The 24,629-nt window shown below is 71.9% G+C and carries 24 protein-coding genes; 16 read left to right on the top strand and 8 right to left on the bottom strand.

Translation table 11 applies throughout. The features are described from left to right. Positions 1-75: 75 nt before the first annotated feature. A complete protein-coding gene (locus OG395_RS25655) occupies positions 76-765 on the bottom strand; it encodes a copper homeostasis protein CutC (protein ID WP_327245032.1) in 690 nt (229 codons plus the stop codon). A 255-nt stretch (positions 766-1,020) separates the two neighbouring features. On the opposite strand from OG395_RS25655, the gene OG395_RS25660 reads away from it, so the two are divergent. Continuing rightward, positions 1,021-3,297 (top strand): heavy metal translocating P-type ATPase, encoded by a 2,277-nt coding sequence (locus OG395_RS25660; RefSeq protein ID WP_327245033.1) that lies wholly within the window; start codon positions 1,021-1,023, stop codon positions 3,295-3,297. A 42-nt stretch (positions 3,298-3,339) separates the two neighbouring features. Here the strand turns inward: OG395_RS25660 and OG395_RS25665 are convergent, their stop codons facing one another. From OG395_RS25665 to OG395_RS25675, 3 genes are read right to left on the bottom strand one after another with little or no spacing between them, the layout of a single operon-like run. Then, the gene (locus OG395_RS25665) at positions 3,340-4,200 is read right to left on the bottom strand and encodes a biotin-dependent carboxyltransferase family protein (protein ID WP_327245034.1); all 861 of its coding nucleotides are present in this window, start codon (positions 4,198-4,200) and stop codon (positions 3,340-3,342) included. Further along, the gene (locus tag OG395_RS25670) at positions 4,197-4,985 is read right to left on the bottom strand and encodes a 5-oxoprolinase subunit B family protein (RefSeq protein WP_327245035.1); all 789 of its coding nucleotides are present in this window, start codon (positions 4,983-4,985) and stop codon (positions 4,197-4,199) included. Before OG395_RS25670 ends, OG395_RS25665 begins: the two co-directional genes overlap by 4 nt. After that, on the bottom strand, positions 4,982-5,731 hold the full coding sequence (locus OG395_RS25675) for a LamB/YcsF family protein (RefSeq protein ID WP_327249458.1): 750 nt from the start codon (positions 5,729-5,731) through the stop codon (positions 4,982-4,984). Before OG395_RS25675 ends, OG395_RS25670 begins: the two co-directional genes overlap by 4 nt. 165 nt (positions 5,732-5,896) lie before the next feature. On the opposite strand from OG395_RS25675, the gene OG395_RS25680 reads away from it, so the two are divergent. The 8 genes from OG395_RS25680 (at position 5,897) to OG395_RS25715 (ending at position 13,424) form a co-directional block, all read left to right on the top strand. Further along, complete coding sequence (locus OG395_RS25680; protein WP_266983011.1) at positions 5,897-6,613, top strand: GntR family transcriptional regulator; 717 nt, start codon at positions 5,897-5,899, stop codon at positions 6,611-6,613. Positions 6,614-6,986: 373 nt separating this feature from the next. Beyond that, a complete protein-coding gene (locus OG395_RS25685; RefSeq protein ID WP_327245036.1) occupies positions 6,987-7,718 on the top strand; it encodes a DUF969 domain-containing protein in 732 nt (243 codons plus the stop codon). Beyond that, on the top strand, positions 7,715-8,683 hold the full coding sequence (locus tag OG395_RS25690; protein WP_327245037.1) for a DUF979 domain-containing protein: 969 nt from the start codon (positions 7,715-7,717) through the stop codon (positions 8,681-8,683). Before OG395_RS25685 ends, OG395_RS25690 begins: the two co-directional genes overlap by 4 nt. Positions 8,684-8,773: 90 nt before the next feature. After that, a complete protein-coding gene (locus tag OG395_RS25695) occupies positions 8,774-9,802 on the top strand; it encodes a DUF2891 domain-containing protein (protein ID WP_327245038.1) in 1,029 nt (342 codons plus the stop codon). Between the two features lie 146 nt (positions 9,803-9,948). Continuing rightward, positions 9,949-10,734 carry a GNAT family N-acetyltransferase gene (locus OG395_RS25700; protein WP_327245039.1) on the top strand — a complete coding sequence of 262 codons (786 nt, stop codon included), beginning with the start codon at positions 9,949-9,951 and terminating at the stop codon, positions 10,732-10,734. Positions 10,735-11,025: 291 nt separating this feature from the next. Then, complete coding sequence (locus tag OG395_RS25705; protein WP_327245040.1) at positions 11,026-11,361, top strand: hypothetical protein; 336 nt, start codon at positions 11,026-11,028, stop codon at positions 11,359-11,361. A gap of 54 nt (positions 11,362-11,415) precedes the next feature. Beyond that, the gene (locus OG395_RS25710) at positions 11,416-12,096 is read left to right on the top strand and encodes an HD domain-containing protein (RefSeq protein WP_327245041.1); all 681 of its coding nucleotides are present in this window, start codon (positions 11,416-11,418) and stop codon (positions 12,094-12,096) included. Positions 12,097-12,191: 95 nt separating this feature from the next. Then, positions 12,192-13,424, top strand: coding sequence for a Cmx/CmrA family chloramphenicol efflux MFS transporter (locus OG395_RS25715; protein WP_327249459.1), 1,233 nt, complete (start codon positions 12,192-12,194; stop codon positions 13,422-13,424). A 12-nt stretch (positions 13,425-13,436) separates the two neighbouring features. Here the strand turns inward: OG395_RS25715 and OG395_RS25720 are convergent, their stop codons facing one another. Further along, positions 13,437-13,724, bottom strand: a complete 288-nt coding sequence (locus OG395_RS25720) for a DUF4031 domain-containing protein (RefSeq protein WP_327245042.1) — start codon at positions 13,722-13,724, stop codon at positions 13,437-13,439. Continuing rightward, positions 13,721-14,089 (bottom strand): hypothetical protein, encoded by a 369-nt coding sequence (locus OG395_RS25725; protein ID WP_266983026.1) that lies wholly within the window; start codon positions 14,087-14,089, stop codon positions 13,721-13,723. Before OG395_RS25725 ends, OG395_RS25720 begins: the two co-directional genes overlap by 4 nt. Before the next feature lie 124 nt (positions 14,090-14,213). On the opposite strand from OG395_RS25725, the gene OG395_RS25730 reads away from it, so the two are divergent. Genes OG395_RS25730 through OG395_RS25740 form a run of 3 tightly spaced genes read left to right on the top strand, consistent with a single transcriptional unit; the run spans position 14,214 to position 17,713 of the window. Continuing rightward, on the top strand, positions 14,214-15,131 hold the full coding sequence (locus OG395_RS25730) for a MurR/RpiR family transcriptional regulator (protein ID WP_266983028.1): 918 nt from the start codon (positions 14,214-14,216) through the stop codon (positions 15,129-15,131). A 41-nt stretch (positions 15,132-15,172) separates the two neighbouring features. Next, positions 15,173-16,147, top strand: coding sequence for an N-acetylmuramic acid 6-phosphate etherase (gene murQ, locus OG395_RS25735; protein WP_327245043.1), 975 nt, complete (start codon positions 15,173-15,175; stop codon positions 16,145-16,147). Between the two features lie 51 nt (positions 16,148-16,198). Further along, entirely contained in the window at positions 16,199-17,713 is a 1,515-nt protein-coding gene (locus OG395_RS25740; protein ID WP_327245044.1) for a PTS transporter subunit EIIC, read from the top strand. A gap of 57 nt (positions 17,714-17,770) precedes the next feature. Here OG395_RS25740 and OG395_RS25745 read toward each other — a convergent pair whose 3' ends face one another. Next, positions 17,771-18,406, bottom strand: coding sequence for a Uma2 family endonuclease (locus tag OG395_RS25745; protein ID WP_327245045.1), 636 nt, complete (start codon positions 18,404-18,406; stop codon positions 17,771-17,773). A gap of 214 nt (positions 18,407-18,620) precedes the next feature. Between OG395_RS25745 and OG395_RS25750 the strand changes: the two genes are divergently transcribed. Genes OG395_RS25750 through OG395_RS25765 form a run of 4 tightly spaced genes read left to right on the top strand, consistent with a single transcriptional unit; the run spans position 18,621 to position 23,234 of the window. Continuing rightward, positions 18,621-19,214, top strand: a complete 594-nt coding sequence (locus tag OG395_RS25750) for a hypothetical protein (protein ID WP_327245046.1) — start codon at positions 18,621-18,623, stop codon at positions 19,212-19,214. Continuing rightward, entirely contained in the window at positions 19,214-19,879 is a 666-nt protein-coding gene (locus OG395_RS25755) for an ABC transporter ATP-binding protein (protein WP_327245047.1), read from the top strand. Before OG395_RS25750 ends, OG395_RS25755 begins: the two co-directional genes overlap by 1 nt. Next, on the top strand, positions 19,876-20,601 hold the full coding sequence (locus OG395_RS25760; RefSeq protein ID WP_327245048.1) for an ABC transporter ATP-binding protein: 726 nt from the start codon (positions 19,876-19,878) through the stop codon (positions 20,599-20,601). Before OG395_RS25755 ends, OG395_RS25760 begins: the two co-directional genes overlap by 4 nt. Beyond that, positions 20,598-23,234 carry an ABC transporter permease gene (locus OG395_RS25765; RefSeq protein ID WP_327245049.1) on the top strand — a complete coding sequence of 879 codons (2,637 nt, stop codon included), beginning with the start codon at positions 20,598-20,600 and terminating at the stop codon, positions 23,232-23,234. Before OG395_RS25760 ends, OG395_RS25765 begins: the two co-directional genes overlap by 4 nt. On the opposite strand, the gene OG395_RS25770 is transcribed toward OG395_RS25765, so the two are convergent. Next, entirely contained in the window at positions 23,220-24,623 is a 1,404-nt protein-coding gene (locus OG395_RS25770) for a HAMP domain-containing sensor histidine kinase (RefSeq protein WP_327245050.1), read from the bottom strand. The two genes, OG395_RS25765 and OG395_RS25770, sit on opposite strands and share 15 nt — an antisense overlap. Between the last annotated feature and the right edge of the window lie 6 nt (positions 24,624-24,629).

The following is a 24,629-nucleotide window of genomic DNA, read 5'->3' on the forward strand; positions in this document are numbered from 1 at the left end:
TTGTCCTCGATCTCCCCCATGGCCTTGAGGTCCTGGGGGAGATTGCGGACGGAACCGGTCACCCCGGTGAGCCGCCTACCCGTCGAGCCGCGCCCGCCACTCCCATACCGCCGCCGCGTCCACCGGCGCCTCCCAGCCCTTCGGGCGGGCCGCACCCCCGATGTGCACCGCGTCGATGCCCGCGACGAGCAGCTTGGGCAGGTGTTCGAGCCGGAGCCCGCCTCCCACCAGGATCTGCGGCTCGTACCCGGGCTCACCCTTGTGGGCCGCCTCGGCGAGCAGCGTCGGGATGCCGTCGTCGACGCCGCGCGCCGATCCCGCCGTGAGGTACGTGTCGAGTCCCGGCAGATCTGCCAGCTGTTTGCGCAGGGTGTCCCGGTCGGTGGCGCGGTCGATCGCGCGGTGGAACGTCCAGCGGCAGCCGTCCAGCTCGGCGACGAGCCGTTCGACGGCGACGAGGTCCGCGTGCCCCGCCGCGTCCAGGAAGCCGAGGACGAATTCATCGGCACCCTCGGCCCGCAGCTCGCGCGCCTTGCGTACGAGAACATCGATGTCACCGGCCGCGAATCCGTCCGCCACCCTGAGCATCACCCGCAGCGGAATGTCGACCGCGGCGCGGATCTCCGCGAAGGTCGCACAGGACGGGGTCAGGCCGTCCGACGCCATGTCGGTGACCAGCTCCAGCCGGTCTGCACCACCCGCCTGGGCAGCGACCGCGTCCTCCGCGTCGAGAGCGATCACCTCCAGGACTGCACGGTTGCTCATGGGACCCCATTCCTCCAGTAAGCAGCTATAGGTCTAGTCCAATGGCCAGCCTACGGGTCGGTCGCGTGAAGGCGAAGCCTCGGCGCGAACGCGAAGATACGCGAGGCCGGAGCGGCGCCCGGCGACCGGACGCGCATGATCCATCTCTCGATCCCTGATCCACCCTTGCGCTTCATAGGGGCGGGGGGTATACATGGATCAGGATTGGATACCCCCTCGGGGTATATCGCATCCGTCTACGCCTGGGAGGAAACCGTGTCCGCGCCCATCGCCCCAACCGGCACCGGCACCACCGCAGAGGTCGAGCTCGCCATCGGCGGCATGACCTGCGCATCGTGCGCGGCCCGCATCGAGAAGAAGCTGAACCGGATGGACGGCGTCACCGCCACCGTCAACTACGCCACGGAGAAGGCGAAGGTCAGCTACCGGGGCGAGGACATCTCCGTACAGGACCTGATCGCCACGGTCGAGAAGACCGGCTACACCGCACAGGAGCCCGCGCCTCCGGTACCTGCCGGGGAAGGCGCACCGTCGGAAGCCGGAGCGGAAGCCGATGAGCTCCGTCCGCTGCGGCAGCGGCTGCTCACCGCCGTGGTGCTCGCCGTCCCCGTGATCGCGATGGCGATGATCCCGGCGCTCCAGTTCGACTACTGGCAGTGGCTGTCGCTGACCCTGACGGCCCCGGTCGTCACGTATGCCGCCTGGCCGTTCCACCGCGCCGCCTGGACCAATGCCCGGCACGGTGCGGCGACGATGGACACGCTGATCTCGCTCGGTACGTCGGCCGCTTTCCTGTGGTCGCTGTGGGCGCTGTTCTTCGGCACGGCGGGGATGACGGGCATGACGCACCCCTTCGAGCTGACCATCGGCCGCAGCGACGGCGCCGGGAACATCTATCTGGAGGCGGCGGCCGGAGTCACCGCGTTCATCCTGGCCGGGCGCTATTTCGAGGCCCGTTCCAAGCGGAAGGCGGGCGCCGCGCTCAAGGCGCTGCTGGAGCTGGGCGCCAAGGAGGTCACCGTGGTGCGGGGCGGCCGTGAGGTGACCGTCCCGACCGCGGAACTGCAGGTCGGGGACCGGTTCCTGGTCCGCCCCGGCGAGAAGATCGCCACCGACGGCACGGTCGTCGAGGGTGCCTCGGCGGTGGACGCGTCGATGCTCACCGGCGAGTCCGTGCCGGTCGAGGTCGGGGTCGGGGACTCCGTCACCGGTGCCACGCTCAACGCGGGCGGCCGGCTCGTCGTCGAGGCGACACGGGTCGGCGCCGACACGCAGCTGGCGCGGATGGCGAAGCTCGTCGAGGACGCGCAGAACGGCAAGGCGGCGGCGCAGCGACTGGCCGACCGGATCTCCGCGGTCTTCGTGCCCGTGGTCATCGCGCTCGCGCTCGGCACGCTGGGGTTCTGGCTGGGCAACGGGGCGGGTCTGACGGCCGCGTTCACGGCCGCCGTCGCCGTACTGATCATCGCCTGCCCGTGCGCGCTCGGCCTCGCCACTCCGACCGCCCTCATGGTGGGGACCGGGCGCGGCGCGCAACTCGGCATCCTGATCAAGGGCCCGGAAGTTCTGGAGACCACGCGTCGCGTCGACACGATCGTCCTGGACAAGACCGGCACGGTCACCACCGGCCGGATGACGCTGCTGGACGTGCACACGGCGGACGGTACGGACGAGCGCGATGTGCTGCGGCTCGCGGGCGCCCTGGAGCACTCCTCGGAACACCCCATCGCCCAGGCCGTCGCTGCCGGAGCCGCCGAGCGCACCGACGCCGCGTTGCCCACCCCCGAGGACTTCGCCAACATCGCGGGGCTCGGCGTGCAGGGTGTCGTCGAGGGGCACGCCGTCCTCGTCGGCCGTGAGCAGCTGCTCGCCGAGTGGGAGATCCACCTGCCGGTGGAGCTGGCCCGGCACAAGGCCGCGGCGGAGGCCGCCGGCCGGACGGCCATCGCGGTCGCCTGGGACGGCGAGGCACGGGCGGTCCTCGAAGTCGCCGACGCGGTGAAGGACACCAGTGCGGAGGCCATTCGGCGGCTGCGGGCCCTGGGGCTGACCCCGATCCTGCTCACCGGTGACAACCGGGCGGTGGCCGAGGCGGTCGCGGCCGAGGTCGGGATCGAGAAGGTGTACGCGGAGGTCATGCCGGAGGACAAGGTCGACGTCGTCAAGGAACTCCAGTCCCAGGGCCGTTCGGTCGCCATGGTCGGTGACGGCGTCAACGACGCGGCCGCTCTCGCCCAGGCGGACCTGGGGCTGGCGATGGGCACGGGCACGGACGCGGCGATCGAGGCCGGTGACCTGACGCTGGTCCGCGGGGACCTGCGGGCCGCGGCGGACGCGATCCGGCTGTCGCGGAAGACGCTGGGGACGATCCGCACGAACCTGTTCTGGGCGTTCGCGTACAACGTGGCGGCACTGCCGCTGGCGGCGGCGGGGCTGCTGAATCCGATGATCGCGGGGGCCGCGATGGCGTTCTCGTCGGTGTTCGTGGTGGGGAACTCGTTGCGGCTGCGGGGGTTCCGCGCGGCGGCCTAGGATCTTTCGCGGGACCGCGCACCGGCCCGACGGGGCCGGTGCTCAGCCCGCGCTCACGAACCGCACCCGGGTTCCCGGCACCGCCTGTGCCGCCCCCGCGAGTGCGGTCCCGTGCACGACACCGACGACCGGGTAGCCCCCGGTCGTCGGATGGTCGTTGAGGAACACCACCGGGCGGCCGTCCGGCGGCACCTGAATGGCGCCGAGCACCATCCCCTCGCTGGGCAGTTCGCCCTCGTGGGCGCGCACCAGGGCCGGGCCCTCCGTGCGCAGGCCGATCCGGTTGCTCTGCGGCGAGACCCGGTACGTGGCCGTGGTGAGCGTGCGCAGCGCCGCATCCGTGAACCAGGTGTGGCGGGGGCCGAGGCGTACGGGGAGTACGAGTTCGGCGGGCGCGGCCGGCCAGGGCACGGCGTCGGGGGCCGCGGGCCTCGACGCCCCGTGTCCCAGCGGCAGTACGTCCCCGTCACGCAGCGGGGCCGGGCCGAGCCCGGAGAGCAGGTCCGCGGACCTGCTGCCCAGCACCGGTTCCGGCAGCAGGCCGCCCCCGAACGCCAGATAGCTGCGCAGCCCCTGCACCGCGGGGCCGGCGTCGAGCACCGCGCCCGCCGGTACGTGCACGGGTGCCCCCCAGGCCACGGGCCGCCCGTCGACCGTGACCCGGCAGGGCGCACCGCCGACGACGGCGACCACGGGCCGGTCCGGGCGGACCGCGCAGCCGGTGGCGGTCGTCTCCAGCAGTGCCGCGTCCGCGGGGTTTCCGGCCAGCCGGTTGGCGAGGCGGCGGGAGGGGGCGTCCAGGGCGCCGGCGCGCGGCACCCCGAGGTGCGCCCAGCCGATCCGGCCCGCGTCCTGAACGGTGGTCAGGGCTCCGGCCCTGACCACCTCGACGGCACCGGTCATGGCCGCACCTCCGTCGCGACGAACCGCACCCGTGCCCCGGGGCTCAGCAGGGCGGCCGGTTCGCGGGCCGGGTTCCACAGTTCGCCCGGCTCGGGCATCCGCCCGATGATCTGCCAGCCGCCGGGCGACGGGCGCGGGTACACCCCGGTGTACGCCCCCGCGAGGGCCAGCGCACCGGCCGGAACCCTGGTGCGCGGCGTCGCGCGGCGTGGCGTGTGCCGGTGCTCGGGGAGGCCGGTGAGGTAGCCGAAGCCGGGGGCGAACCCGCAGAAGGCCACGCGGAATTCGGTCCCGGCGTGGATGCGGGGCACGTCGGCGGCGGTGACGCCCCAGGCCGCCGCGACGTCGGCGAGGTCCGGGCCGTCGTAGACGACGGGGATCTCGACGGCTTCCCCGGTGTCACGCCGCAGCGGCGGTATCCGCCAGGAGACGAGTTCCCGGGCGAGCCGCGCGCTGCCGTCCGGGGTGCGGTCCGCGATGCCGTCGAGCAGCACGGTCCGGGCACCGGGAACGATCTCGCGTACGGCGGGCAACTCGCCGCGTGCACGACGCCGCAGCAGCTCGGCGTGGAAGGCCTCGGCGTGCTCACCGGAGGACAGCTCGACGAGCAGCGCTCCGGCCCCGGCGGGAAGAACGCGGATGCCGTCCGGAGCGCTCGCGTCGGGGGACGGGCGGGCGCTCGCCTCCCGTGACGCGGACGTACGCGCGTCGCGCGACTGCCCTGCGGGGGCGCTCCGTTCGGCCGTGACCGCACGCGCGGCGCCGGCACCCGCGCCCACGCTCATGCGAATGCCCGCACGGCCACGCCCGCTTCTTCGAGCGCCGCTCTGACCCTGCGCGCCAGCGCCGCCGCGCCCGGGGTGTCGCCGTGGACGCACAGCGAACGTGCGGCGACCGGTATCCGGCTGCCGTCCGCGCCGGTGACGCCCCGGCCCACCGCCATCCCGACACTGCGGCGTACCACTTCGTCCTCGTCGTGCACCACGGCGCCGGGCGCGCTCCGCGGGACCAGCGTGCCCTGCGGGGTGTACGCGCGGTCGGCGAAGGCCTCCTCGACGGCGGTGAGACCCGCGGCCCCGGCGTGGGCGAGCAGGCGCGAACCGGGGAGCCCGAGGACTGCCAGGTCCCCGCCGGCCAGCCGGACGCCCTCGACCACGGCCGCGGCCTGGTCGTCGTCCCAGACGGCGCGATTGTAGAGGGCGCCGTGCGGTTTGACGTACGCGACCGTGGAGCCGGCCGCTTCGGCGAAGACCCGCAGGGCGCCGATCTGGTAGGCGATCTCGGCGGTGAGTTCGGCGGGTGGCACATCCATGGAGCGACGCCCGAAGCCGGCCAGGTCGCGGTAGGCGACCTGGGCGCCGATCCGTACGCCCCTGGCGGCCGCGGTGTCGCAGACCCGCCGCATCACGGAGGCGTCGCCCGCGTGGAAGCCGCAGGCCACATTGGCGCTGGTGACGCAGTCGAGCAGCGCGTCGTCATCGGTGAGGGTCCAGTGCCCGAACCCTTCGCCGAGATCCGCGTTGAGATCCATCGGGTTCGTCGGACTCGCCGGGTTCGTCAGATCCATCACGAGCGCACGCTAGCGATTGTTCAACAATCTGACAAGGCCCGGCTCGGGGAGCGGGATGCCGGTACGGTTCACTGGGCACAGAGTGCGCACCTGACGACGCGCACGGCAACAGGCAGGGGACGGGGCATGGCGGGGACTGCGGGCGGCCGGACTTCTCCGGATCTCTCGGAACTGGCGGCGGACAGCGCCTCCCTGGCCCGGTCCGGCACCGCCGAGCGGGTCGCCGCCATCCTGCGGGACCGGATCACCGAAGGCTACTTCCCGCCGGGCAGCCGGCTCTCCGAGGAGAGCATCAGCGGCGCCCTCGCCGTGTCCCGGAACACCCTGCGCGAGGCGTTCCGTCTGCTGTCGCACGAGCGCCTCCTGGAACACCGGCTCAACAAGGGTGTCTTCGTCCGCGTCCTGGCCGTCGAGGACCTGGTGGACATCTACCGGGTCCGGCTGCTCGTCGAGTGCGCCGCCCTGCGGACGCTGGGCGAACCGCCGTACGACCTGACGGCCCTCGAAGCCGCCGTGTCGACGGGCGAGCAGGCTGCACTGGCGGACGACTGGCCCGCCTGCTCGACCGCCAACATCCGCTTCCATCAGGCCCTGGCCGGTCTCGCGAACAGTCCCCGCACGGACGAGCTGATGCGCAACGTCCTGGCCGAACTGCGGCTGGCCTTCCACGTGATGGCCGACCCGCGCCGCTTCCACGAGCCCTACCTCACCCGGAACAGGGAGATCGCGGACAGGCTCGCCGAGGGCGACGCGGCGGGCGCCGAGCGGATGCTGGCCTTCTACCTGGAGGACTCGCGGCGCCAGCTGGCGGAGGCGTACGCGGAGCGCCTGACCACGCGATAGCCCCGCCCGAGCCGTCCGCCTCGCGAGCACCCCGCTCCGCACGGCCCCGCGCTTCGTGCGCGCCGGCCCGTGCGACGCATCGGATGTTCCACAATCCTCGCCATCCACCGAGCCCCATCCCTCACCCCAGGCGCCGAACCCCCTCCAGGCAAAACCACATATCACGGTCATTTTGCGCCAGTCATTGCCCGGATCGGACGAACCGCGCACCGCCTGCCCGGTCACACCACGCCCCCACCTCGCACATTTCGATCCATGTAGCCCACACCCTTGTGGGCTTGTTGAACAATCGCTTAATGTCTCGCGCACTACCCCGTCTGATCAGGACCGAGCAGGCCTGCCTGCACGTCCATGCGCGGAAGAAGGCCGACGCGTGATCGTTCTCCTCGGCGTGCTCGTGGTGATCCTCGGATTCGCCACCCGCCGCAATCCCCTCCTCGTAGTGGGTGTCGCAGGCATCGTCACAGGGCTGCTCGGCAAGCTCTCCCCGCAGGAGGTGCTGGCCACATTCGGCGACAGCTTCGCCTCCGCGCGCTCCGTGACCGTCTTCGTCATCACCCTGCCCGTCATCGGGCTTCTGGAGCGGTACGGACTCCAGGAGCAGGCCCGTACTCTCATCGGCAAACTGGGCAGGCTGACCACCGGCCGCTTCCTGGCGCTCTACCTGCTGATCCGTCAGCTCACCGCCTCCGTCGGCCTCACCAGCATCGGCGGCCCCGCGCAGAGTGTGCGGCCGCTGATCGCCCCGATGGCCGAGGCCGCGGCCGAGGCCAAGGCGGGCCGGCCGCTGCCGCAGAAGCTGCGCGAGAAGGTCCGCTCGCACGCGTCCGGCGCCGACACCATCGGCGTCTTCTTCGGTGAGGACTGCTTCATTGCCATCGGATCGATCCTGCTGATCACCGGCTTCGTGAACTCCACGTACGACCAGCACCTCGAACCCTTGCACCTGGCCCTGTGGGCGATCCCCTCCGCGATCTGCGCCTTCCTGATCCACGGGGCCCGCCTGCTCAACCTGGACCGGCAGCTGGAGCGCGAACTCGCCGTCGCCGCCGCCGAGAACGACCTGACGACGCACTCCGGGCTCCGGACGGAGGACGCCAAGTGATCAAGTCCGAGTACTTCTTCTGGCTGGTCGGCGCGGTGTTCCTCGTCATGGCCGCGCAGATGGTCAGGGACCGCAGCAACCCCAAGCGCTTCGGATCGGCCGGCTTCTGGGGTCTGCTGGGCGCCGCGTTCTTCTACTCCACCGGGGTCGTCGACAAGTCCCTCCCCGCCGAACCGCTGGGCGTCGCCGTCCTGATCCTGATCGTCCTGGGCGGCTGCGGTCTCACCGGCAAGGGCGCGTCACACACTCCTTCCCGCGAGAAGCGCGCAGCCTCGGCCGCCCACTTCGGCAACAAGCTGTTCCTTCCGGCTCTCACCATCCCCGTCGTCGCGATGATCTGCGCGACGCTCGTGAAGAACTGGAAGATCGGTGGCGAACCGGTCCTGGAACCGGGGTACGAGACCATCCTGGGCCTCGGCGTCGGCGCCGTCGCCGCGCTGATCGTGGGCATGGTGCTGCTGCGCGAGCGGAGGATCTCCGTACCGCTGCACTCCGGTCGCAACATGCTCGAATCGATGGGCTGGGCGCTGATCCTGCCTCAGCTGCTCGCGGTCCTCGGCTCGATCTTCCAGTCCGCCGGTGTCGGCGAGCAGGTCGGAAGGATCAGCGAGGCCGTACTGCCGGACGGCCAGAAGTTCGTGGCCGTGGCCGTCTACTGCTGCGGCATGGCGCTGTTCACCATCGTCATGGGCAATGCCTTCGCCGCGTTCCCGGTGATGACCGCCGCGATCGGCTGGCCCGTCCTCATCGAGCAGATGAACGGCAACGCGCCCGCGATCCTCGCGATCGGCATGCTCTGCGGCTTCTGCGGCACCCTCGTCACCCCGATGGCCGCCAACTTCAACCTGGTTCCCGCCGCTCTGCTCGAACTCAAGGACCAGTACGGCCCGATCAAGGCCCAGCTCCCCACGGCAGCGGCCCTGCTGGTCTGCAACGTTGCGATCATGGCCCTCTTCGCCTTCTGACCCGGGCCGCCCCCGACCCGAGCCACCCCTGCCCCGACCCGAGCCGCCCCTTGACCCGAGCCGCTCGCCCACCCCTCTGGAGTGACCCCGATGTCCCCCGCGCTCCCTGCCACGTACGCCGTCCCCTTCGCGGAACTGGCCCTCGCCAATGTCGTACGCGAGTACCCCAACGCCCCGGCCCACCTGTACGCCGGCCCCGAGGAACTGGTCGCGCCCCGCACCCTGCACCCCGCCTTCTACGGAGGGTACGACTGGCACTCCACCGTGCACATGCACTGGCTGCTCGTCCGCCTGCTGCGCCGCTTCTCCGCCACCGGCGACCTCCCGGCCACGGTCACCACCCGTGTCCACGAGGTGCTGAACTCCCACCTCACCCCGGAGAACATCGCCGTCGAGGCGGCGTATCTCCGCAACCGTCCGCACTTCGAACGCCCCTACGGCTGGGCGTGGTTGGTGGCGCTGGCGGCGGAAAGCCGTGCGCTCGCCACCCCCGAGGGCGACCGCTGGGCCGACGCCCTCGCCCCCGCCGTGGAAACGGTCGGCGAACTCCTCACCGTCTGGCTGCCCAAGGCGACGTACCCGATCCGGCACGGGATCCACCCCAACAGCGCCTTCGGCCTGGGCATGGTTCTGGACGCGGGCGAGCGCGCCGGGCTGCCCCGCCCGGTCATCGACGCGGTGACGGACCGGCTGCACACCTGGTTCGCCGAGGACCACGACGCCCCCGCCCACTGGGAGCCGTCAGGGCAGGACTTCCTCTCCCCCGCCCTGACCGAGGCGGACGCGATGCGCCGGGTGCTCCCCGTCGCCGAGTTCCGGACCTGGCTGGCCGGGTTCCTGCCGGGGCTGACGGACTCTCCGCTGCTCACCCCGCCCGTGATCTCCGACCACGCGGACCCGCAGATCGGTCACCTCCTGGGCCTCACCCTGAGCCGGGCAGCGGCCCTCCGTACGATCGGCGACGCGCTGGGCGAGGGCCCCGCCCACACCGCTCTGACCGCTTCGGCCGACGCTCATCTCGCCGTCGGCCTGCCTTCGGTCTCCTCCGGTGACTTCAGCACGGACCACTGGCTGGCCACCTTCGCCGCACTGGCCCTGGACACCCCGCCCGGCCACTGACCGGTCCGGCGCATTCGGGAACCGCCCGATCAACTCACAGACGGGTTTCTCCGGTGAGCGCGGGGCCACTTCAGCATCCGATGTGCCGTGCTTGTGCAGGTTGATTCCCCGGGCGCCCGGCGACCTCGGGGTGACAGGATCAGGCCATGCCTGTTGATCCGCTGCTGGTCCGTGCTCGTGGTCTGTGGGAGACGTTGGCCGCCGTCCCGGTGTCGTTCGCGCCCTCCGGTGGTTTGACCGTGGTCACTTCGCCCGCATCAGGTCTGTGCCCACCGTCATGGGCCGGCATCGTGATGCTGGGCGACGCGGCCGTCGCCACGGTGCCCACCAGGGGTGCTGCACAGGTGGTGCGCCGTGTGTTGGCTGCGGTGCCGACCGGTTCGCTCACTCGGCCCGAAGCGATCAGGGCCGTACTGCCCGTGACCGAGGTACTCGGTCCGGCCACGCTGGCCTACGTCGCGAGGGACGGCTTCCGGCCCGCGCCGGCCCATCACGCCGTCGAGCAGCTCGCGCCCGGGCATCGCGACCTTCGTGAGTTGGTGCGGTCGGCGGGACAGGAGGACGCGGACGAGAGCGGAATGGAAGACATCACCTCTCCGGCGTTCATCGTGCGCGAAGGAACGGACGTGGTGGCCGCGGCGGGATACCGCGCCTGGCCGGCCGCGACCGCGCATGTCTGTGTGCTGACTGCCCCACAGTGGCGAGGCCGCCGACTGGCCCGGCAGACGGCTTCCGCAGCGGTGGCGCACGCACTCACCGCAGGTCTGCTGCCCCAGTGGCGGGCCCGGCCTCCCGCCTCCCGCCAGGTCGCGCGGGCGCTCGGCTTCCGGGAACTCGGGAGCCAGCTCAGCGTCCGCCTGGATCCGGACGGACTCACCGGGACAACTCCCCCCGGCGGCCCCACCACTGGATACCGTGGCCGGGATTCCTGAGAGCCTGTCGGGTGACCTTCGATCGGATGGCGTGCCAGGGCGTGGCCGCCCGATCAGAGGTCACCCGACAGGCTCTGAGCCGTTGTTGCCCGGGTCGAGGGGGGTGAGCGGGTTCCTCGATGTACTGATCGATCTTGCGGCGGGTCTTCTGGTTCCCCGCGTCCCGTACCGCGCTCGACGCGTCTCCCACGGAGGTGGCAGAGCTGCATCGGCGCTCCATCGCCCCTCTGGGAGCTGGCCGGCCACATCACCGGTTACCGCTATGCGGGACGTGTCGGCGAGCCGGATCGCGTGGAGACCGTGTTCCTGGCCTCCACATCCGCGTGCGAGTGCCCGCACGGCCAGAACTACATGGTTCCGCACTGCACCGAGCACCCCTTCCAGTTCACTCACAGTCGCGGCGGGTTCGCGCAGACGTACTTCAACTTCGGCGCCCGCCGCGAGTCACGGCGGGCCGGCGGCAATGCCGACCTGCTGGTACGGGAGTTGCTGGACGCCGGAATCGTCGGCCGGGACACCCCGAAGTGCGACAGCGATCCCGGCTTCAACGCCGACGGCACGCACACGGTGCGGATCATCGCCGATCATTTCGGGCTTCCCTCGCCACCGCTCGGGCTCACCGGGTAACCGGGCCCGCCCGCCGCTCGCCGTGGACGACGCGGGGAATCTACTCTCGTGCGTATGACGGACGACAGCGCGCACGAGAGCGGATCCTCCCCCGACGCCGCGGACGCGCTCCGCGCCCGCTGGAGCGATGCCCTGGTCGCCGTACGAGGGGGCGCGACCGGCCCCGATCCGCTGCCGTACGCCGACAACCTGCTCGCCCGCTGGGCCGAACCGCAGCGCCGCTACCACACCACTGCCCATCTGACGGCGATCCTCGACCGCATCGACACCCTCGCCGGGCACGCCGCCGACCCGGACGCGGTCCGCCTCGCCGCCTGGTTCCACGACGCGGTGTACCGCCCGGACCGCTCCGAGAACGAGGAGCGCAGCGCCGCGCTCGCCGAGCGCGCCCTGCCCGAGGCCGGTGTCCCGGACGCCGTCACCGCCGAGGTCGCCCGGCTGGTCCGGCTCACCGTCACCCACGACCCGGCGGACGGCGACACCAACGGCGAGGTGCTGTGCGACGCGGACCTGGCGATCCTGGCGGCTGCCCCGAAGGAGTACGCGGCGTACGCGGCGCAGGTGCGGGACGAGTACGGCTTCGTTCCCGACGAGGCCTTCCGGGGTGGGCGTGCGAACGTCCTGCGGCAGCTGCTCGGACTGCCGCGGCTGTTCCGTACGCCGCACGGGTTCGCCGAGTGGGAGCCGCGGGCCCGGCAGAACCTGCTGACGGAGCTGGAACTGCTCACCCGTTGAGACGGCCGACGGGATACCCCGATACGGGAATGTAACGGTCACGATCGCTGTTGGCAGCTGTCATGCCCGACTCTGCCGTTCGCCGCCGCACCCCTATGCCCCTGGCCGTATACATTCTGGGCCTCTCGGTCTTCGCCCTCGGCACGAGCGAGTTCATGCTCTCCGGGCTGCTGCCACCGATCGCCGACGACATGAACGTGTCGATCCCCCGGGCCGGGCTCCTCATATCCGCCTTCGCCATCGGCATGGTGATCGGCGCGCCCCTGTTGGCCGTGGCCACGCTCCGGCTCCCTCGCCGCACCACCCTCATCACACTGATCTCGGTCTTCGGCCTCGGGCAGGTCGCGGGTGCGCTCGCCCCGACGTACGAGGTGCTCTTCGCCTCCCGCGTGGTCAGCGCCTTCGCGTGCGCCGGGTTCTGGGCGGTGGGGGCTGCGGTCGCCATCGCGATGGTGCCGGTGAACGCGCGGGCCAGAGCGATGGCCGTGATGATCGGCGGGCTGTCGATCGCGAACGTCCTCGGCGTACCGCTGGGGGCGTTCCTCGGTGAGAACCTCGGCTGGCGGTCGGCGTTCTGGGCGGTCGGCGCGGCGTCCGCCGTGGCGCTCGTCGGTGTCGCGACGCTCATCCCCCGCATCCCGCTCCCCGAGGAGAAGCCGCAGCTGAGGCGTGAGATGTCCATCTACCGCGACCGGCAGGTGTGGCTGTCGATCGTGATCACGGCGCTCGCGGCCGGCGGGGTCTTCTGCGCGTTCAGCTATCTGGCGCCGTTGCTGACGGATGTCGCCGGGCTGGATTCGGGGTGGGTACCGACGGTTCTCGCGCTGTTCGGGATCGGGGCGCTGGTCGGTACGACGATCGGCGGCCGGGTCGCGGACGCGCACCTCTTCGGGGTGCTGATGAGCGGTATCGCGGCCTCGACGGTCTTCCTGGTCGCGCTGGCGCTGTTCGCCTCGAACCAGGTCGCCGCGGTCGGGCTCGCGTTCCTGCTGGGCCTGTCGGCGTTCTACACGGCCCCGGCACTGAACGCCCGGATGTTCAACATCGCGGGCGCGGCCCCGACCCTGGCGGGCGCGACGACGACCGCCGCTTTCAACCTGGGCAACACGGGCGGCCCCTGGCTGGGCGGCACAGTGATCGACGCGGACTTCGGCTTCGAGGCGACGGCCTGGGCGGGCGCGGCGATGACGGTCCTGGCGCTGGTCGCCGTGGTGTTCTCGCTGCGACTGCACGGCGGGGGCAGGTCGCGCCGGGTGACCGGGTCGCCCGCCGCGACGTCGTCGCCGACGTCGGTCGACGTGGAAGCGGGGAGCTCCTCCGCCGCCTGAGAGCCTGTCGGTTCAGCCGCCGGGCGCCCGGCCGGGCGGCCGGCGTCCCTTGGGGCGCCGAAGTCCCGCCTCCGTGAGCCGGCGGACGAGCTCCTTGGAGCCGACCTCGCGGGCCCCGGCCCGCACCGCGTCCGCGTACCGCGTTTCCGGTACGTCGTAGTGGTCCCGCTCGAACGCCTGCGGCGGGCAGCCGATGGCGGCGGCGAACGCGTGCAGTTCGTCGAAGGACACGTCGCTGACCAGATGCGACCAGAGCCGACCGTGGCCCGGCCAGTCGGGCGGGTCGATATAGACCGTCACCGGCCCAGCACTCCGCTCAGCGCGCCCACGCGCGCCACCATCACGGTCGCCTTGGTGCAGACCCAGCGCGGGTCCGGGCCCAGCTCCGGTTCGACGTCGAGGGCGTGCGGGTCGCCCGCGTCGCACACGGGGCAGAGCGGCCAGCGGCCGTACCGCTCCAGCAGCGCGTCCTGGACGTCCTGGGCGACAAGGCCGACGACGTATTCCACGCCGTCCGGCCAGTGCTCGACCCACCAGCGCCGGTGCGTCACCGCGTCCTCGACGAGCGAGACGATCTCGGCCTCGGCGACACCGCCTGCGGCGAGATCGGCCATGACCAAGGCGCGGGCGGTGTGCAGCGCCTGCTCCAGGCGGTTCAGCTCCATGCACCCATTGTCACCCCGAGTGCGGACAGGTCCTGCGTCCGGTCACCCGTCCCGTCCTCCGTTCCGTCAGAGGTCGGGACCAAAGGGGGTTGACGGACCGGAGGGTTGAAAATATCTTTCAAATGTGACCAATGACCTGAAGGAAAGTTTCAGCGGTGATGCTCCGCCCGCTCCGGCCGCACTCGCGGCCAAGGTGCGGACACTCGCGCCGTCCATGACGCGCTCCATGCAGCGGGTCGCCGAGGCCGTCGCCGGTGACCCGGCCGGCTGCGCCGCCCTGACGGTCACCGGTCTCGCCGAGCTCACCGGCACCAGCGAGGCGACCGTGGTCCGCACGGCCCGCCTCCTCGGCTACCCCGGCTACCGGGATCTGCGCCTCGCCCTCGCCGGGCTCGCCGCCCACCAGCAGTCCGGCCGTGCCCCCTCCGTCACGGCGGACATAGCCGTCGACGACCCGATCGCCGACGTGGTCGCGAAGCTCGCCTTCGACGAGCAGCAGACCCTCGCGGACACGGCCGCCGGACTCGACACGGTACAGCTCGGTGCCGCCGTCGCCGCCGCGTCGACCGCCCGCCGGATCGACATCTACGGTGTCGGCGCCTCCTCTCTCGTCGCCCAGGACCTGGGGCAGAAGCTGCTCCGTATCGGCCTGATCGCGCACGCGCACATGGACCCGCACCTGGCTGTCACCAACGCCGTGCAGCTCCGCTCCGGCGATGTGGCGATCGCGATCACCCACTCCGGTTCCACCGGTGACGTGATCGAGCCGCTCCGGGTGGCGTTCGACCGGGGCGCGACGACGATCGCGATCACCGGCCGCCCCGACGGCCCGGTGACGCAGTACGCGGACCACGTGCTGACCACGTCCACCGCCCGCGAGAGCGAGCTGCGCCCCGCCGCCATGTCGAGCCGGACGAGCCAGCTCCTCGTCGTGGACTGCCTGTTCATAGGGGTTGCCCAGCGGACGTACGAGACGGCAGCCCCGGCGCTCGCCGCCTCGTACGAGGCACTGGCCCACCGCCACACCCCCCGCACCCGCTGAACCGTACGAGCCCCGAGTTCGAGAAAGCAGAGCCGCTCTCCATGACCTCCACCACCGACGCCAACGCCGCGACGCCCGATCAGCCCTCCGAGTACGGGGAGCTGCGCGCCGAACTCGCCACCCTCACCACCGAGGCGTTCCGGCCCGAGCTCGCCGAGATCGACCGGCTGGCCACGCTGGAGATTGCCCGGATCATGAACGGCGAGGACCAGTCCGTCCCCTCCGCCGTCGCCGCCCGGCTGCCCGAGATCGCCGCGGCGATCGACGGGGTCGCCGCACGCATGGCCCGCGGTGGCCGGCTGATCTACGCGGGCGCGGGCACCGCGGGCCGGCTCGGCGTCCTGGACGCCAGCGAGTGCCCGCCCACGTTCAACACCGACCCGTCCGAGGTGGTCGGTCTGATCGCGGGCGGCCCGTCCGCGATGGTCACAGCCGTCGAGGGCGCCGAGGACAGCAAGGAGCTGGCCGCCGCCGACCTCGACGGACTGGATCTCACCCCGGACGACACAGTGGTCGGCATCTCCGCCTCCGGCCGTACGCCGTACGCGATCGGGGCCGTCGAGCACGCCCGCGCCAAGGGGGCGCTGACCATCGGCCTGTCCTGCAACGCGGACTCGGCGCTCGGCGCCGCGGCCGAGCACCCCATCGAGGTCGTCGTCGGCCCGGAGCTCCTCACCGGCTCGACCCGCCTGAAGGCCGGTACGGCGCAGAAGCTCGTCCTCAACATGCTGTCGACGATCACGATGATCCGGCTCGGCAAGACGTACGGAAACCTCATGGTCGACGTCCGCGCCTCCAACGAGAAGCTGCGCGCCCGCTCCCGCCGGATCGTTTCTCTCGCCACCGGTGCCTCCGACGCGGAGATCGAAGCCGCGCTCGCCGCCACCGACGGCGAGGTGAAGAACGCGATCCTCGCCATCCTCGGCCAGGTCGACGGTCCGACCGCCGCCACGCTCCTGTCCGCGTCCGACGGCCACCTCCGCGCCGCCCTCGCGGCCGCACCCCGCACCACCTGACCCCATCCGGGGCACCGCTCCACACCCCCGCACAGCAAGGCACCACGCACCATGGCTACAGAAGACAAGAACCGCGCCACTGCCGCCGCGATCCTTCCGCTCGTTGGTGGCGCCGCGAACGTCAGCTCCGTCGTCCACTGCATGACCCGGCTCCGGCTGGGTCTGCGTGACCGCTCGCTTGTCGACGACGAGGCCCTGAAGGCGCTGCCCGCCGTCATGGGAGTGGTCGAGGACGACACGTACCAGATCGTCCTCGGCCCGGGCACCGTCGCCCGGGTCACCCCGGAGTTCGAGCAGCTGGTGGAGGAGGGCCGGGCAGCAGAACCGGAGCCCGCGCACACCACCACCGCGGACGAACTCGCCGCCCAGGGCGCCGCGATCAAGGCGGAGCGGAAGGCGAAGAACGCCACCCCGTTCAAGCTCTTCCTCCGGAAGATCGCGAATGTCTTCGTGCCGCTGATCCCGGCGCTGATCGGCTGCGGCATCATCGCCGGGCTCAACGGCCTGCTGGTGAACCTGGGCTGGCTGACCTCGGTCACCCCCGCGCTCGCCGCGATGGCGTCCGGCTTCATGGCGCTGATCGCCGTGTTCGTCGGCTACAACACGGCGAAGGAGTTCGGCGGCACGCCGATCCTCGGCGGTGCGGTCGCCGCGATCATCGTCTTCCCGGGCGTCGCGAACATCGAGGCGTTCGGCCAGAAGCTCTCCCCGGGCCAGGGCGGTGTGCTGGGCGCGCTCGGTGCGGCCGTCCTCGCGGTGTACGTGGAGAAGTGGTGCCGCCGCTGGGTCCCGGAGGCGCTGGACGTCCTGGTCACCCCGACGCTGACGGTGCTGGTCTCCGGACTGGTGACGATCTTCGGCCTGATGTACGTGGCCGGTGAGGTCTCCACCGCGATCGGCGACTTCGCCGACTGGCTGCTGTCCAACGGCGGTGCGGGCGCGGGTCTGGTCCTCGGCGGCTTCTTCCTCCCCCTGGTCATGCTGGGTCTGCACCAGGCGCTGATCCCTATCCACACCACCCTGATCGAGCAGCAGGGCTACACGGTCCTCCTCCCGATCCTCGCCATGGCGGGTGCGGGCCAGGTCGGCGCGGCCCTCGCGGTCTACCTCCGTCTCCCCCGCAACGAGTCGATCCGCAGGACGATCAAGTCGGCGCTCCCCGCCGGTCTGCTGGGCGTGGGCGAGCCCCTGATCTACGGTGTCTCGCTCCCCCTCGGCCGTCCGTTCATCACGGCGTGCGTGGGCGGTGCGTTCGGCGGGGCGTTCGTCGGCTTCTTCAACCAGCTCGGCAGCGCGGTCGGCTCCACGGCGATCGGCCCGTCCGGCTGGGCCCTGTTCCCGCTCCTCGACGGCAACCACGGCCTGGGCACGACGATCGCGATCTACGCGGGCGGCCTGCTGGTCGGCTACCTGGCGGGCTTCGTCGCCACGTACTTCTTCGGCTTCAGCAAGGACCTGCTGGCGGAGTTCAACGTGTCGCAGGAGCCGGCGGCTTCGACGGTCGCGGCAACCGGCGGCCCGGCCGCCCCGGTCACCGACCCGGCACCGGAGCCGGCCCGCGCCTGATCCCGTGACGCAACGGAGGGCGGCACCCACACGGGTGCCGCCCTCACTGCTGCCCGCTCACACCGGGAAGTCCGCGGTGAGCAGCGTCGTGCCAAAGGGCTCGGGGAGTGTGAGCGGCTTCCCGAACGGCACGGCGTCGGAGCGCTTGTACGTCCCGTCCTCGTTCGGTTCCGTGAACAGGGTGGCCATCGCCCCACGGGTGTCGAACCGGTCGATCAGCAGGTACAGCGGCACGCCCGCGCGCGCATAGGCGCGGTACTTCTTCGTCCGGTCGTCCCGGGCATTCCCCTTCGAGGTGATCTCGACGATGAGCAGGGCTTCCGACACGTCCATCGGATCGCTGGACTCCGGGTCGACGGTATCGATCAACTCCGAAGGCATGACCACAAGATCCGGCACATAGAGCTTGTCGAGCGGGGCCACGTGGACACCGAGGGTCTGATAGATCTCCAGCTCTTCGGGCAGGACTTCATAGAGCCTGCGCTGCACTCGGCCGACGATGGCGTGGTGATGCGCCTGGAACGGCGGCACCAGGACGATCCGCTCTTCATCGATCTCGGCGCGCCACCCCTCGGGCAAGTCCAGTTCACGCCATGTCCGCAGCAGGTAGTCGCACGAGCGGTCCCCAGCGGGCCGGTTGTTCAAGATCGCCGTGTTCGTCGCGGTCGTCGCTGGTCCGTTCTCCCGTGTCATGACAGGGGAGCGTAGATCGCCGATACTGCGCCAGTTCACGGCTCCCACCGGCGTCCCACGATCGTGTGACGTATGCAGCGACCCTCCGCCGTGCGCCCGTCGGCGTTAACCCCTCGCTAACCCTCCACAACCACGGCGCTGGCCGGTGGGTTTCTAGCGTCGCAGTGGAGACGGCATCCCGGTCGGCTCCTTCGCTCGCGCAGAGGTGTTCCCCATGCGTCGTACCTTGTCAGCGGTGGTGACCGGCCTTGTGGTCGTCACCGGGGCCGCGGCCTGTTCCTCCTCGTCCGGTTCCTCGCACTCGTCGTCCTCCGCCACGGTCGCGCCTCCGAAGGAGGTGAATCCGGCCGGTGACATCCCCGACAACCAGGTGTACGTCGCGTGGTCGCCGTCCGGCGGCGGCTACACGATGAAGGTGCCCGAGGGGTGGGCCCGCCAGCAGATGAACGGGGCCACGGTGTTCAGCGACAAGTTCAACAGCGTCCGGATCGACCGGAGCCCGGCGGACAAGGCCCCCACGGTCCAGTCGGTCCGCTCGGTCGATCTGTCGGCCGTCCGGCGCAGCGCGAAGAACGTCACGGTGAGGAAGGTCAGCGCAGTGAAGCGCTCGGGCGGCACCGCCGTGCTGGCCACCTACCGGGCCGACTCGGCGCCTGACCAGGTGACCGGGAAGAGCGTGCGCCAGGATGTCGAGCGGTACGCGTTCTGGCAGAACGGCACCCAGGTCGTGCTGACCCTGTCCGGTGCCGTGGGAGCCGACAACGTCGATCCCTGGCGCATCGTGACGGACTCCTTCCGGTGGGCGTGATGTCCGCGACCCGGCTCACCGCCGATTCCCTGTACCGGTTCTTCCGCGCGGGCGAGGAGGAGACGTTCGCGCTCCAAGGCGTGGGGCTCCAGGTCGAGAAGGGCGAGATCGTCGCGGTGACCGGCCCTTCCGGTTCCGGGAAGACCACGTTGCTGAGTTGTCTGGCCGGGCTCGACGAACCCGACGGCGGCACCGTGCACGTCGCCGGTGAACGCCTCTCCCACCAGCCGGAACACCTGCGCAGCCGGCTCCGTGCCCGCTACATCGGTGTGTTGTTCCAGTCCGGCAACCTGCTGGAACACCTCACGGTCCGCGACAACATCCGGCTGGTGCAGGGAATTTCGGGCGGCACGGACCGCCCCGGTGTGCACGAGCTGCTCCGGGACGTCGGCATCGCCCCCCGTGCGGGCGCACTGCCCCGGCAGCTGTCGGGCGGTGAAGCCGCCCGCGCCGGGCTGGCCGTCGCATTGGCCAACAACCCGGCCGTTCTGCTGGCCGACGAGCTGACCGGCGAGGTCGACGGGGAGACGGAGCGCCGCGTCCTCGCGCTGCTGCGCGAACGCGCGCGTGCGGGCACGGCGATGGTGTTGGTCACCCACTCGCGCGCGGTGGCCGCCGTCGCCGACCGGGTACTCCGGCTGCGTGACGGGAGGTGGGTGCGATGACCGTCCCCGGTCCCACGTCCGCGAAGCCGCTCGTCGTCTGCGTGGACGCGGCCCGTACCTACGGCTCGGGGCCGAACGCCGTCGTCGCCGTGCACGGGGCGAACTGCGTCGTCCCCGCCGGTGCGCGGATCGCCGTGGTCGGCTCCTCCGGCTCCGGCAAGTCGACCCTGCTGCATCTGATGGCGGGCCTCGACCGGCCCACGGCCGGTACGGTCGGCCACCCCGGGCTGGCCACGGCCCCCGAAGGCGCCGCGGACATCCTGCAGGCACGGGACATCGGGGTCGTCTTCCAGGGGCCCAGCCTGCTGCCGCCGCTCACCGCCCTTGAGAACATCTCCCTGCCCCTGCTCATCGACGGCCTCACGGCGGACGAGGCCGCCGACCGGGCGTCGGCCGCCCTGGCCGAGCTGGAACTCGGCACGCTGGCCGCCAAACTCCCGGACGAGATGTCCGCGGGTCAGGCGCAACGCGTCGCGGTCGCCCGGATGCTGGCCCGCAGGCCGCGGCTGATCCTGGCCGACGAGCCGACCGGCCAGCTCGACCGCGAGACCGCCCGGCACGTGCTGGAGGTGCTGCTGACGGCCGCCGACTCGCTCGGCGCGGCCGTCCTGATCACCACCCATGACGCCCGGGTGGCGGGCGCCCTCGACGAGCGCTGGCACATGGTCGACGGCCGTCTCGTACAGCCCGAAACCACCGACCGGGAACGTGAGTTGCAATGATCGGAATCTGGCTCTCGGGCCTACTGCGGGTGCGCAGCGGACGCCTGATCGGGACGGCGCTCGGTGTCATGGTCGCCGTCGCGCTGCTCGCAGCGCTCGGCGGCTTCCTGTCCACGACCCGCGCCACCATGACGTCCCAGTCGGTGCGTTCGGTGTCCGTGGACTGGCAGGTGCAGGTGGCCACCGGCGCGGACGCGCAGCACGTGCTGTCCACCGTACGGGGACTGCCCGGCACCAAGGCGGCCCTGCCGGTCGGGTACGCACAGACCAGTGGTCTGGGCGCGCACACCGGCGGAACGACACAGAACACCGGCGCGGGTTCGGTCCTCGGCCTGCCTCCCGGTTACGCCGCCACCTTCCCCGGCGAGATACGGCTGCTGGCCGGCCGGGAGCAGGGCGTGCTCCTCGCCCAGCAGACCGCCGCCAATCTGCACGCGGCCCCCGGCGACACGATCACCGTCGAGCGGGCGGGCGGCCTGCCGCCCGTGCCGGTGAAGGTGGCCGGTGTCGTCGATCTGCCGTTCGGGGACTCGTTGTTCCAGAAGGTGGGCGCCCCGCCCCAGTCGCAGCCCTCCGCCCCGCCGGACAATGTCGTCCTGATGCCCCGGCAGACCTGGGACTCGGTCTTCGGTCCGCTCGCCTCGGCCCGCCCCGACCTGGTGCAGTCGCAGATCCACACCCTGCGCAACCACTCCCTGCCGTCCGACCCGGCCGCCGCGTACTCCACGGCCACCGGCAACGCACACCACGCCGAGGTGCGGCTCGCCGGTACCGGCCTCGTCGGCGACAATCTCGGTTCGGTCCTGGACGCCGCCCGGTCCGACGCTCTGTACGCACAGCTGCTGTTCCTCTTCCTCGGCATGCCCGGGGCCGTGCTGGCCGCGGCCCTGACCTGGGCGGTCGCCCAGTCCGGTGCGGGCCGTCGCCGCAAGGAGCAGGCGCTGCTGCGGACGCGCGGTGCGACCGTCGGCCGGCTGATGGGCCTGGCCGGTGTGGAGGCGGCCGTGGTCGCGGTGCTCGGCGCGGCCGGTGGTCTGGGGCTGGCCGCGCTGGTGGACCGCTGGGCCTTCCACGGCACGGGCATTCCGCTGTCCTGGATGCTGATCGCGTGCGTCGTCGGCGCCCTCGTCGCGGCGGCGACCGTGCTGGTGCCCGCCCGCTACGAAGCCCGCCGGGCCACGATCGTCTCGGGGCGCACCGCGGTCGAGCGGCGTACGGTGCCGCGTACCGCGTGGTGGGTGCTGGGACTCGGCCTGCTCGCCGGTTCGCTGGCCGTCTTCCGCGCCACGAGCGGCACCAACTACGCCTTGGTCCTGGCGCCCGAAGGCACCCCGACCCTGTCGGTCGACTACTGGGCGTTCGCCGGTCCCGCGCTGCTGTGGGCGGGCGGCGCGGTGATGGTCGGGCTGCTGGTGGATCTGTTGCTGCGCCGCGGCAGGCCGGTTCTCGCCCGGCTGTTCCGCCCGGCGGCCGGGGTCCTGTCCGGCACGGTCGCGGCCGGCCTGTCCCGACAGCGCGGCACCGTGGTCCGCTCGGTGGTGCTGCTGGCGCTGGCCTGCGCGTTCGCCGTGTCGACCGGCGTCTTCAACTCCACTTACCGCCAGCAGGCGGCGGTGGACGCGGTGTTGACCAACGGCGCCGATGTCACGGTCACCCAGCCGGCCCTTACCGCGGCGGACACCGCGAAGCTGGCGGCGGTGCCGGGGGTACGACATGTGGAACCGCTCCAGCACCGGTTCGCCTATGTGGGCGCCGACTTGCAGGATCTGTACGGGGTACGGCCCGCGAGCATCGTGTCGGCGGGTCGGCTCCAGGACGCCTATTTCACCGGCGGCACCGCACGGTCCCTGATGGACCGTCTGGCCCAGCGCCCGGACGGGCTGCTGGTCAGCGCGGAGACGGCGCACGACTTCCAGCTGCACCCGGGCGACCAGGTGCGGTTGCGCCTGACCGACGCGCGGACCGGCCGACTGCGTACGATCCCCTTCCACTTCCAGGGTGTCGTCAAGGAGTTCCCGACCGCCCCGAAGGACAGCTTCCTGATCGCCAACGCCTCATACATCACGCGGACGACGGGCAGCGGTACCGCCGGGACTCTGCTCGCCGACACCGGGGGCACCGGCCAGCGTCAGGTGGCGGACCGGGCGAAGAAGGCGTTGGGCCCGAGCGCCCATGTCACGGATCTGCCGTCGTCGCAGGCCGTCGTCGGCTCCAGCCTGACCGCGGTCGATCTCGCCGGACTCACCCGGGTCGAGCTGGGCTTCGCCCTGGTGATCGGTGCGGCGGCGGGCGGCCTCGTCCTGGCCCTGGGGCTGGCCGAACGGCGTCGCACGCTGGCGCTGGCCTCGGTGCTGGGGGCCAGGGGACGGCAATTGTCCGGGTTCGTGTGGAGCGAGGCAGCGCTGGTCGCGGTGGCGGGGGGCGTGGCCGGTGCGGTCGTGGGATGGGCCCTGTCGCAGATGCTGGTGAAGGTGCTCTCCGGGGTCTTCGACCCGCCCCCGGACCAGGTCGCGGTGCCGTGGGCGTATCTCGTCGCGCTGGCCGGTATCACCGCGGCCACGCTGGCGGCGGCGGCCTGGGCGGCGGCGCGGCACGCGCGCCGACCTCCGCTAACCGAACTACGGGAGCTGTGAGGGATCTTGTTCCTCCACCGGTGATGCCGCCAGGAGCCAGGTGAACCGGGGCCGGGGCCGGGAGACGAACAGTCTCCCGCCCTCGGCCTCGGCCAGTGACCGGGCCAGCGCGAGTCCGATCCCATGGCCTCCGGCGGCCGGTCCGCCTGCCCGCGCGGCCTCACCGCCCGAGCGGCCTACCTCACCGCCCCGCCGCTCGAAGACACCGTCCGTAGCCGCTTCCGGGATGCCGTCCCCCTCGTCCTCGACATCGACGGCGACGACCCCGACCGTCTCCTTCGCGTGCACAGTCACCGTGCCGCGGCCGTGTTTCGCCGCGTTGGAGAGAAGTACGTCGAGGATCTGCCGGGCGGCCCGCCGCGAGCCGAGCGCCTGCGGCAGCGCGTCGTCGATCCCGATCTCAAGGCGCCGCCCCTGTGCGGCGAGCGGCCCGTGCCAGTCCTCCTCGGCATGGGCGAGCAGGGCTGCGAGGTCGAGCGGCGCCCGTTCGGGTACGTCCCTGGCGAGGGCGAGCAGATCGTCCAGGGTGGTTTCCATGCGTTCGAGCTGTGCCAGGGCCGAGCGGACGGCCGCGCGTGACCCACTCGCACCGACACCCACACCTGCACCCGCACCGCCCTCCACATCAGAGTCCGGACCGGCCGCGAGGGACATCTCCAGTTCCAGTCGTACGCCGGTCAGTGCCGTACGCAGCTGATGCGAGGCGTCCGCACTGAACGCCCGCTCCCGACGCAGGAGTTCATCGATACGGGCAGCGGCCCGCGCCAGCGCATGGCCGACCGCGTCCGGCTCCGGAAGCCCGGACGGCTCCGCCCTGGCCGTCAGATCGCCGCCCTCCATCTCCCGGGCGACCCCGGCCAGCTCCTCCAGCGGGCGGGCCAGCCGCCTGCTCGACCGTACGGCCAGCAGTGCGCCCCCACCCACCGCGACCGCCGCCGGCGCCAGCATTCCGGCCCAGGTCAGCGCGGCCCTCCGCAAGGGCCCGGAGGCCGGTGTGACGACCCGTATGATCGCCCGCACCTGCTCCGATCCCCCCACGGGAACGGCCACGACCAGGCTGTCGCCGATCTCCCGGGTGACGCCCCGGCCCGCCTCCGCCTCCCGTACCGGGGCATCACCCGCGCCCGGACCCGTCCCGAGGATGCGGTGGGCGTCGGGCCCGTACACCGCGATGTCCGTACCGGACTCGACGGGCGGCAACTCGATCGGGTCGCCCGTGGCGGTGATCCGCTCGGGCAGGCTGAGCGCGACCTGTTCGCCCAGCGACTGCGCCTCCCGCTCCTCATCCTGCTGGTACAGCCGCAGCGCCGCGTAACCGAGCGGCAGCGCGAAGAGCAGCACCGCGCACGCCACGGCGAGAACGGTCGCTCTCAGAATGCGACGCCGCACGGCACA

Source organism: Streptomyces sp. NBC_01320 (assembly GCF_035974375.1).
Taxonomy (GTDB): Bacteria; Actinomycetota; Actinomycetes; order Streptomycetales; family Streptomycetaceae; genus Streptomyces; species Streptomyces yanii.

Coding starts and splice junctions, on each gene's coding strand:
- OG395_RS25655 (WP_327245032.1), bottom strand. CDS start 765: ATGAGCAACCGTGCAGTCCTGGAGGTGATCGCTCTCGACGCGGAGGAC.
- OG395_RS25665 (WP_327245034.1), bottom strand. CDS start 4,200: ATGACCGGTGCCGTCGAGGTGGTCAGGGCCGGAGCCCTGACCACCGTT.
- OG395_RS25670 (WP_327245035.1), bottom strand. CDS start 4,985: ATGAGCGTGGGCGCGGGTGCCGGCGCCGCGCGTGCGGTCACGGCCGAA.
- OG395_RS25675 (WP_327249458.1), bottom strand. CDS start 5,731: ATGGATCTCAACGCGGATCTCGGCGAAGGGTTCGGGCACTGGACCCTC.
- OG395_RS25680 (WP_266983011.1), top strand. CDS start 5,897: ATGGCGGGGACTGCGGGCGGCCGGACTTCTCCGGATCTCTCGGAACTG.
- OG395_RS25695 (WP_327245038.1), top strand. CDS start 8,774: ATGTCCCCCGCGCTCCCTGCCACGTACGCCGTCCCCTTCGCGGAACTG.
- OG395_RS25700 (WP_327245039.1), top strand. CDS start 9,949: ATGCCTGTTGATCCGCTGCTGGTCCGTGCTCGTGGTCTGTGGGAGACG.
- OG395_RS25710 (WP_327245041.1), top strand. CDS start 11,416: ATGACGGACGACAGCGCGCACGAGAGCGGATCCTCCCCCGACGCCGCG.
- OG395_RS25715 (WP_327249459.1), top strand. CDS start 12,192: ATGCCCCTGGCCGTATACATTCTGGGCCTCTCGGTCTTCGCCCTCGGC.
- OG395_RS25725 (WP_266983026.1), bottom strand. CDS start 14,089: ATGGAGCTGAACCGCCTGGAGCAGGCGCTGCACACCGCCCGCGCCTTG.
- murQ (WP_327245043.1), top strand. CDS start 15,173: ATGACCTCCACCACCGACGCCAACGCCGCGACGCCCGATCAGCCCTCC.
- OG395_RS25740 (WP_327245044.1), top strand. CDS start 16,199: ATGGCTACAGAAGACAAGAACCGCGCCACTGCCGCCGCGATCCTTCCG.
- OG395_RS25745 (WP_327245045.1), bottom strand. CDS start 18,406: ATGACACGGGAGAACGGACCAGCGACGACCGCGACGAACACGGCGATC.
- OG395_RS25750 (WP_327245046.1), top strand. CDS start 18,621: ATGCGTCGTACCTTGTCAGCGGTGGTGACCGGCCTTGTGGTCGTCACC.
- OG395_RS25755 (WP_327245047.1), top strand. CDS start 19,214: ATGTCCGCGACCCGGCTCACCGCCGATTCCCTGTACCGGTTCTTCCGC.
- OG395_RS25760 (WP_327245048.1), top strand. CDS start 19,876: ATGACCGTCCCCGGTCCCACGTCCGCGAAGCCGCTCGTCGTCTGCGTG.
- OG395_RS25765 (WP_327245049.1), top strand. CDS start 20,598: ATGATCGGAATCTGGCTCTCGGGCCTACTGCGGGTGCGCAGCGGACGC.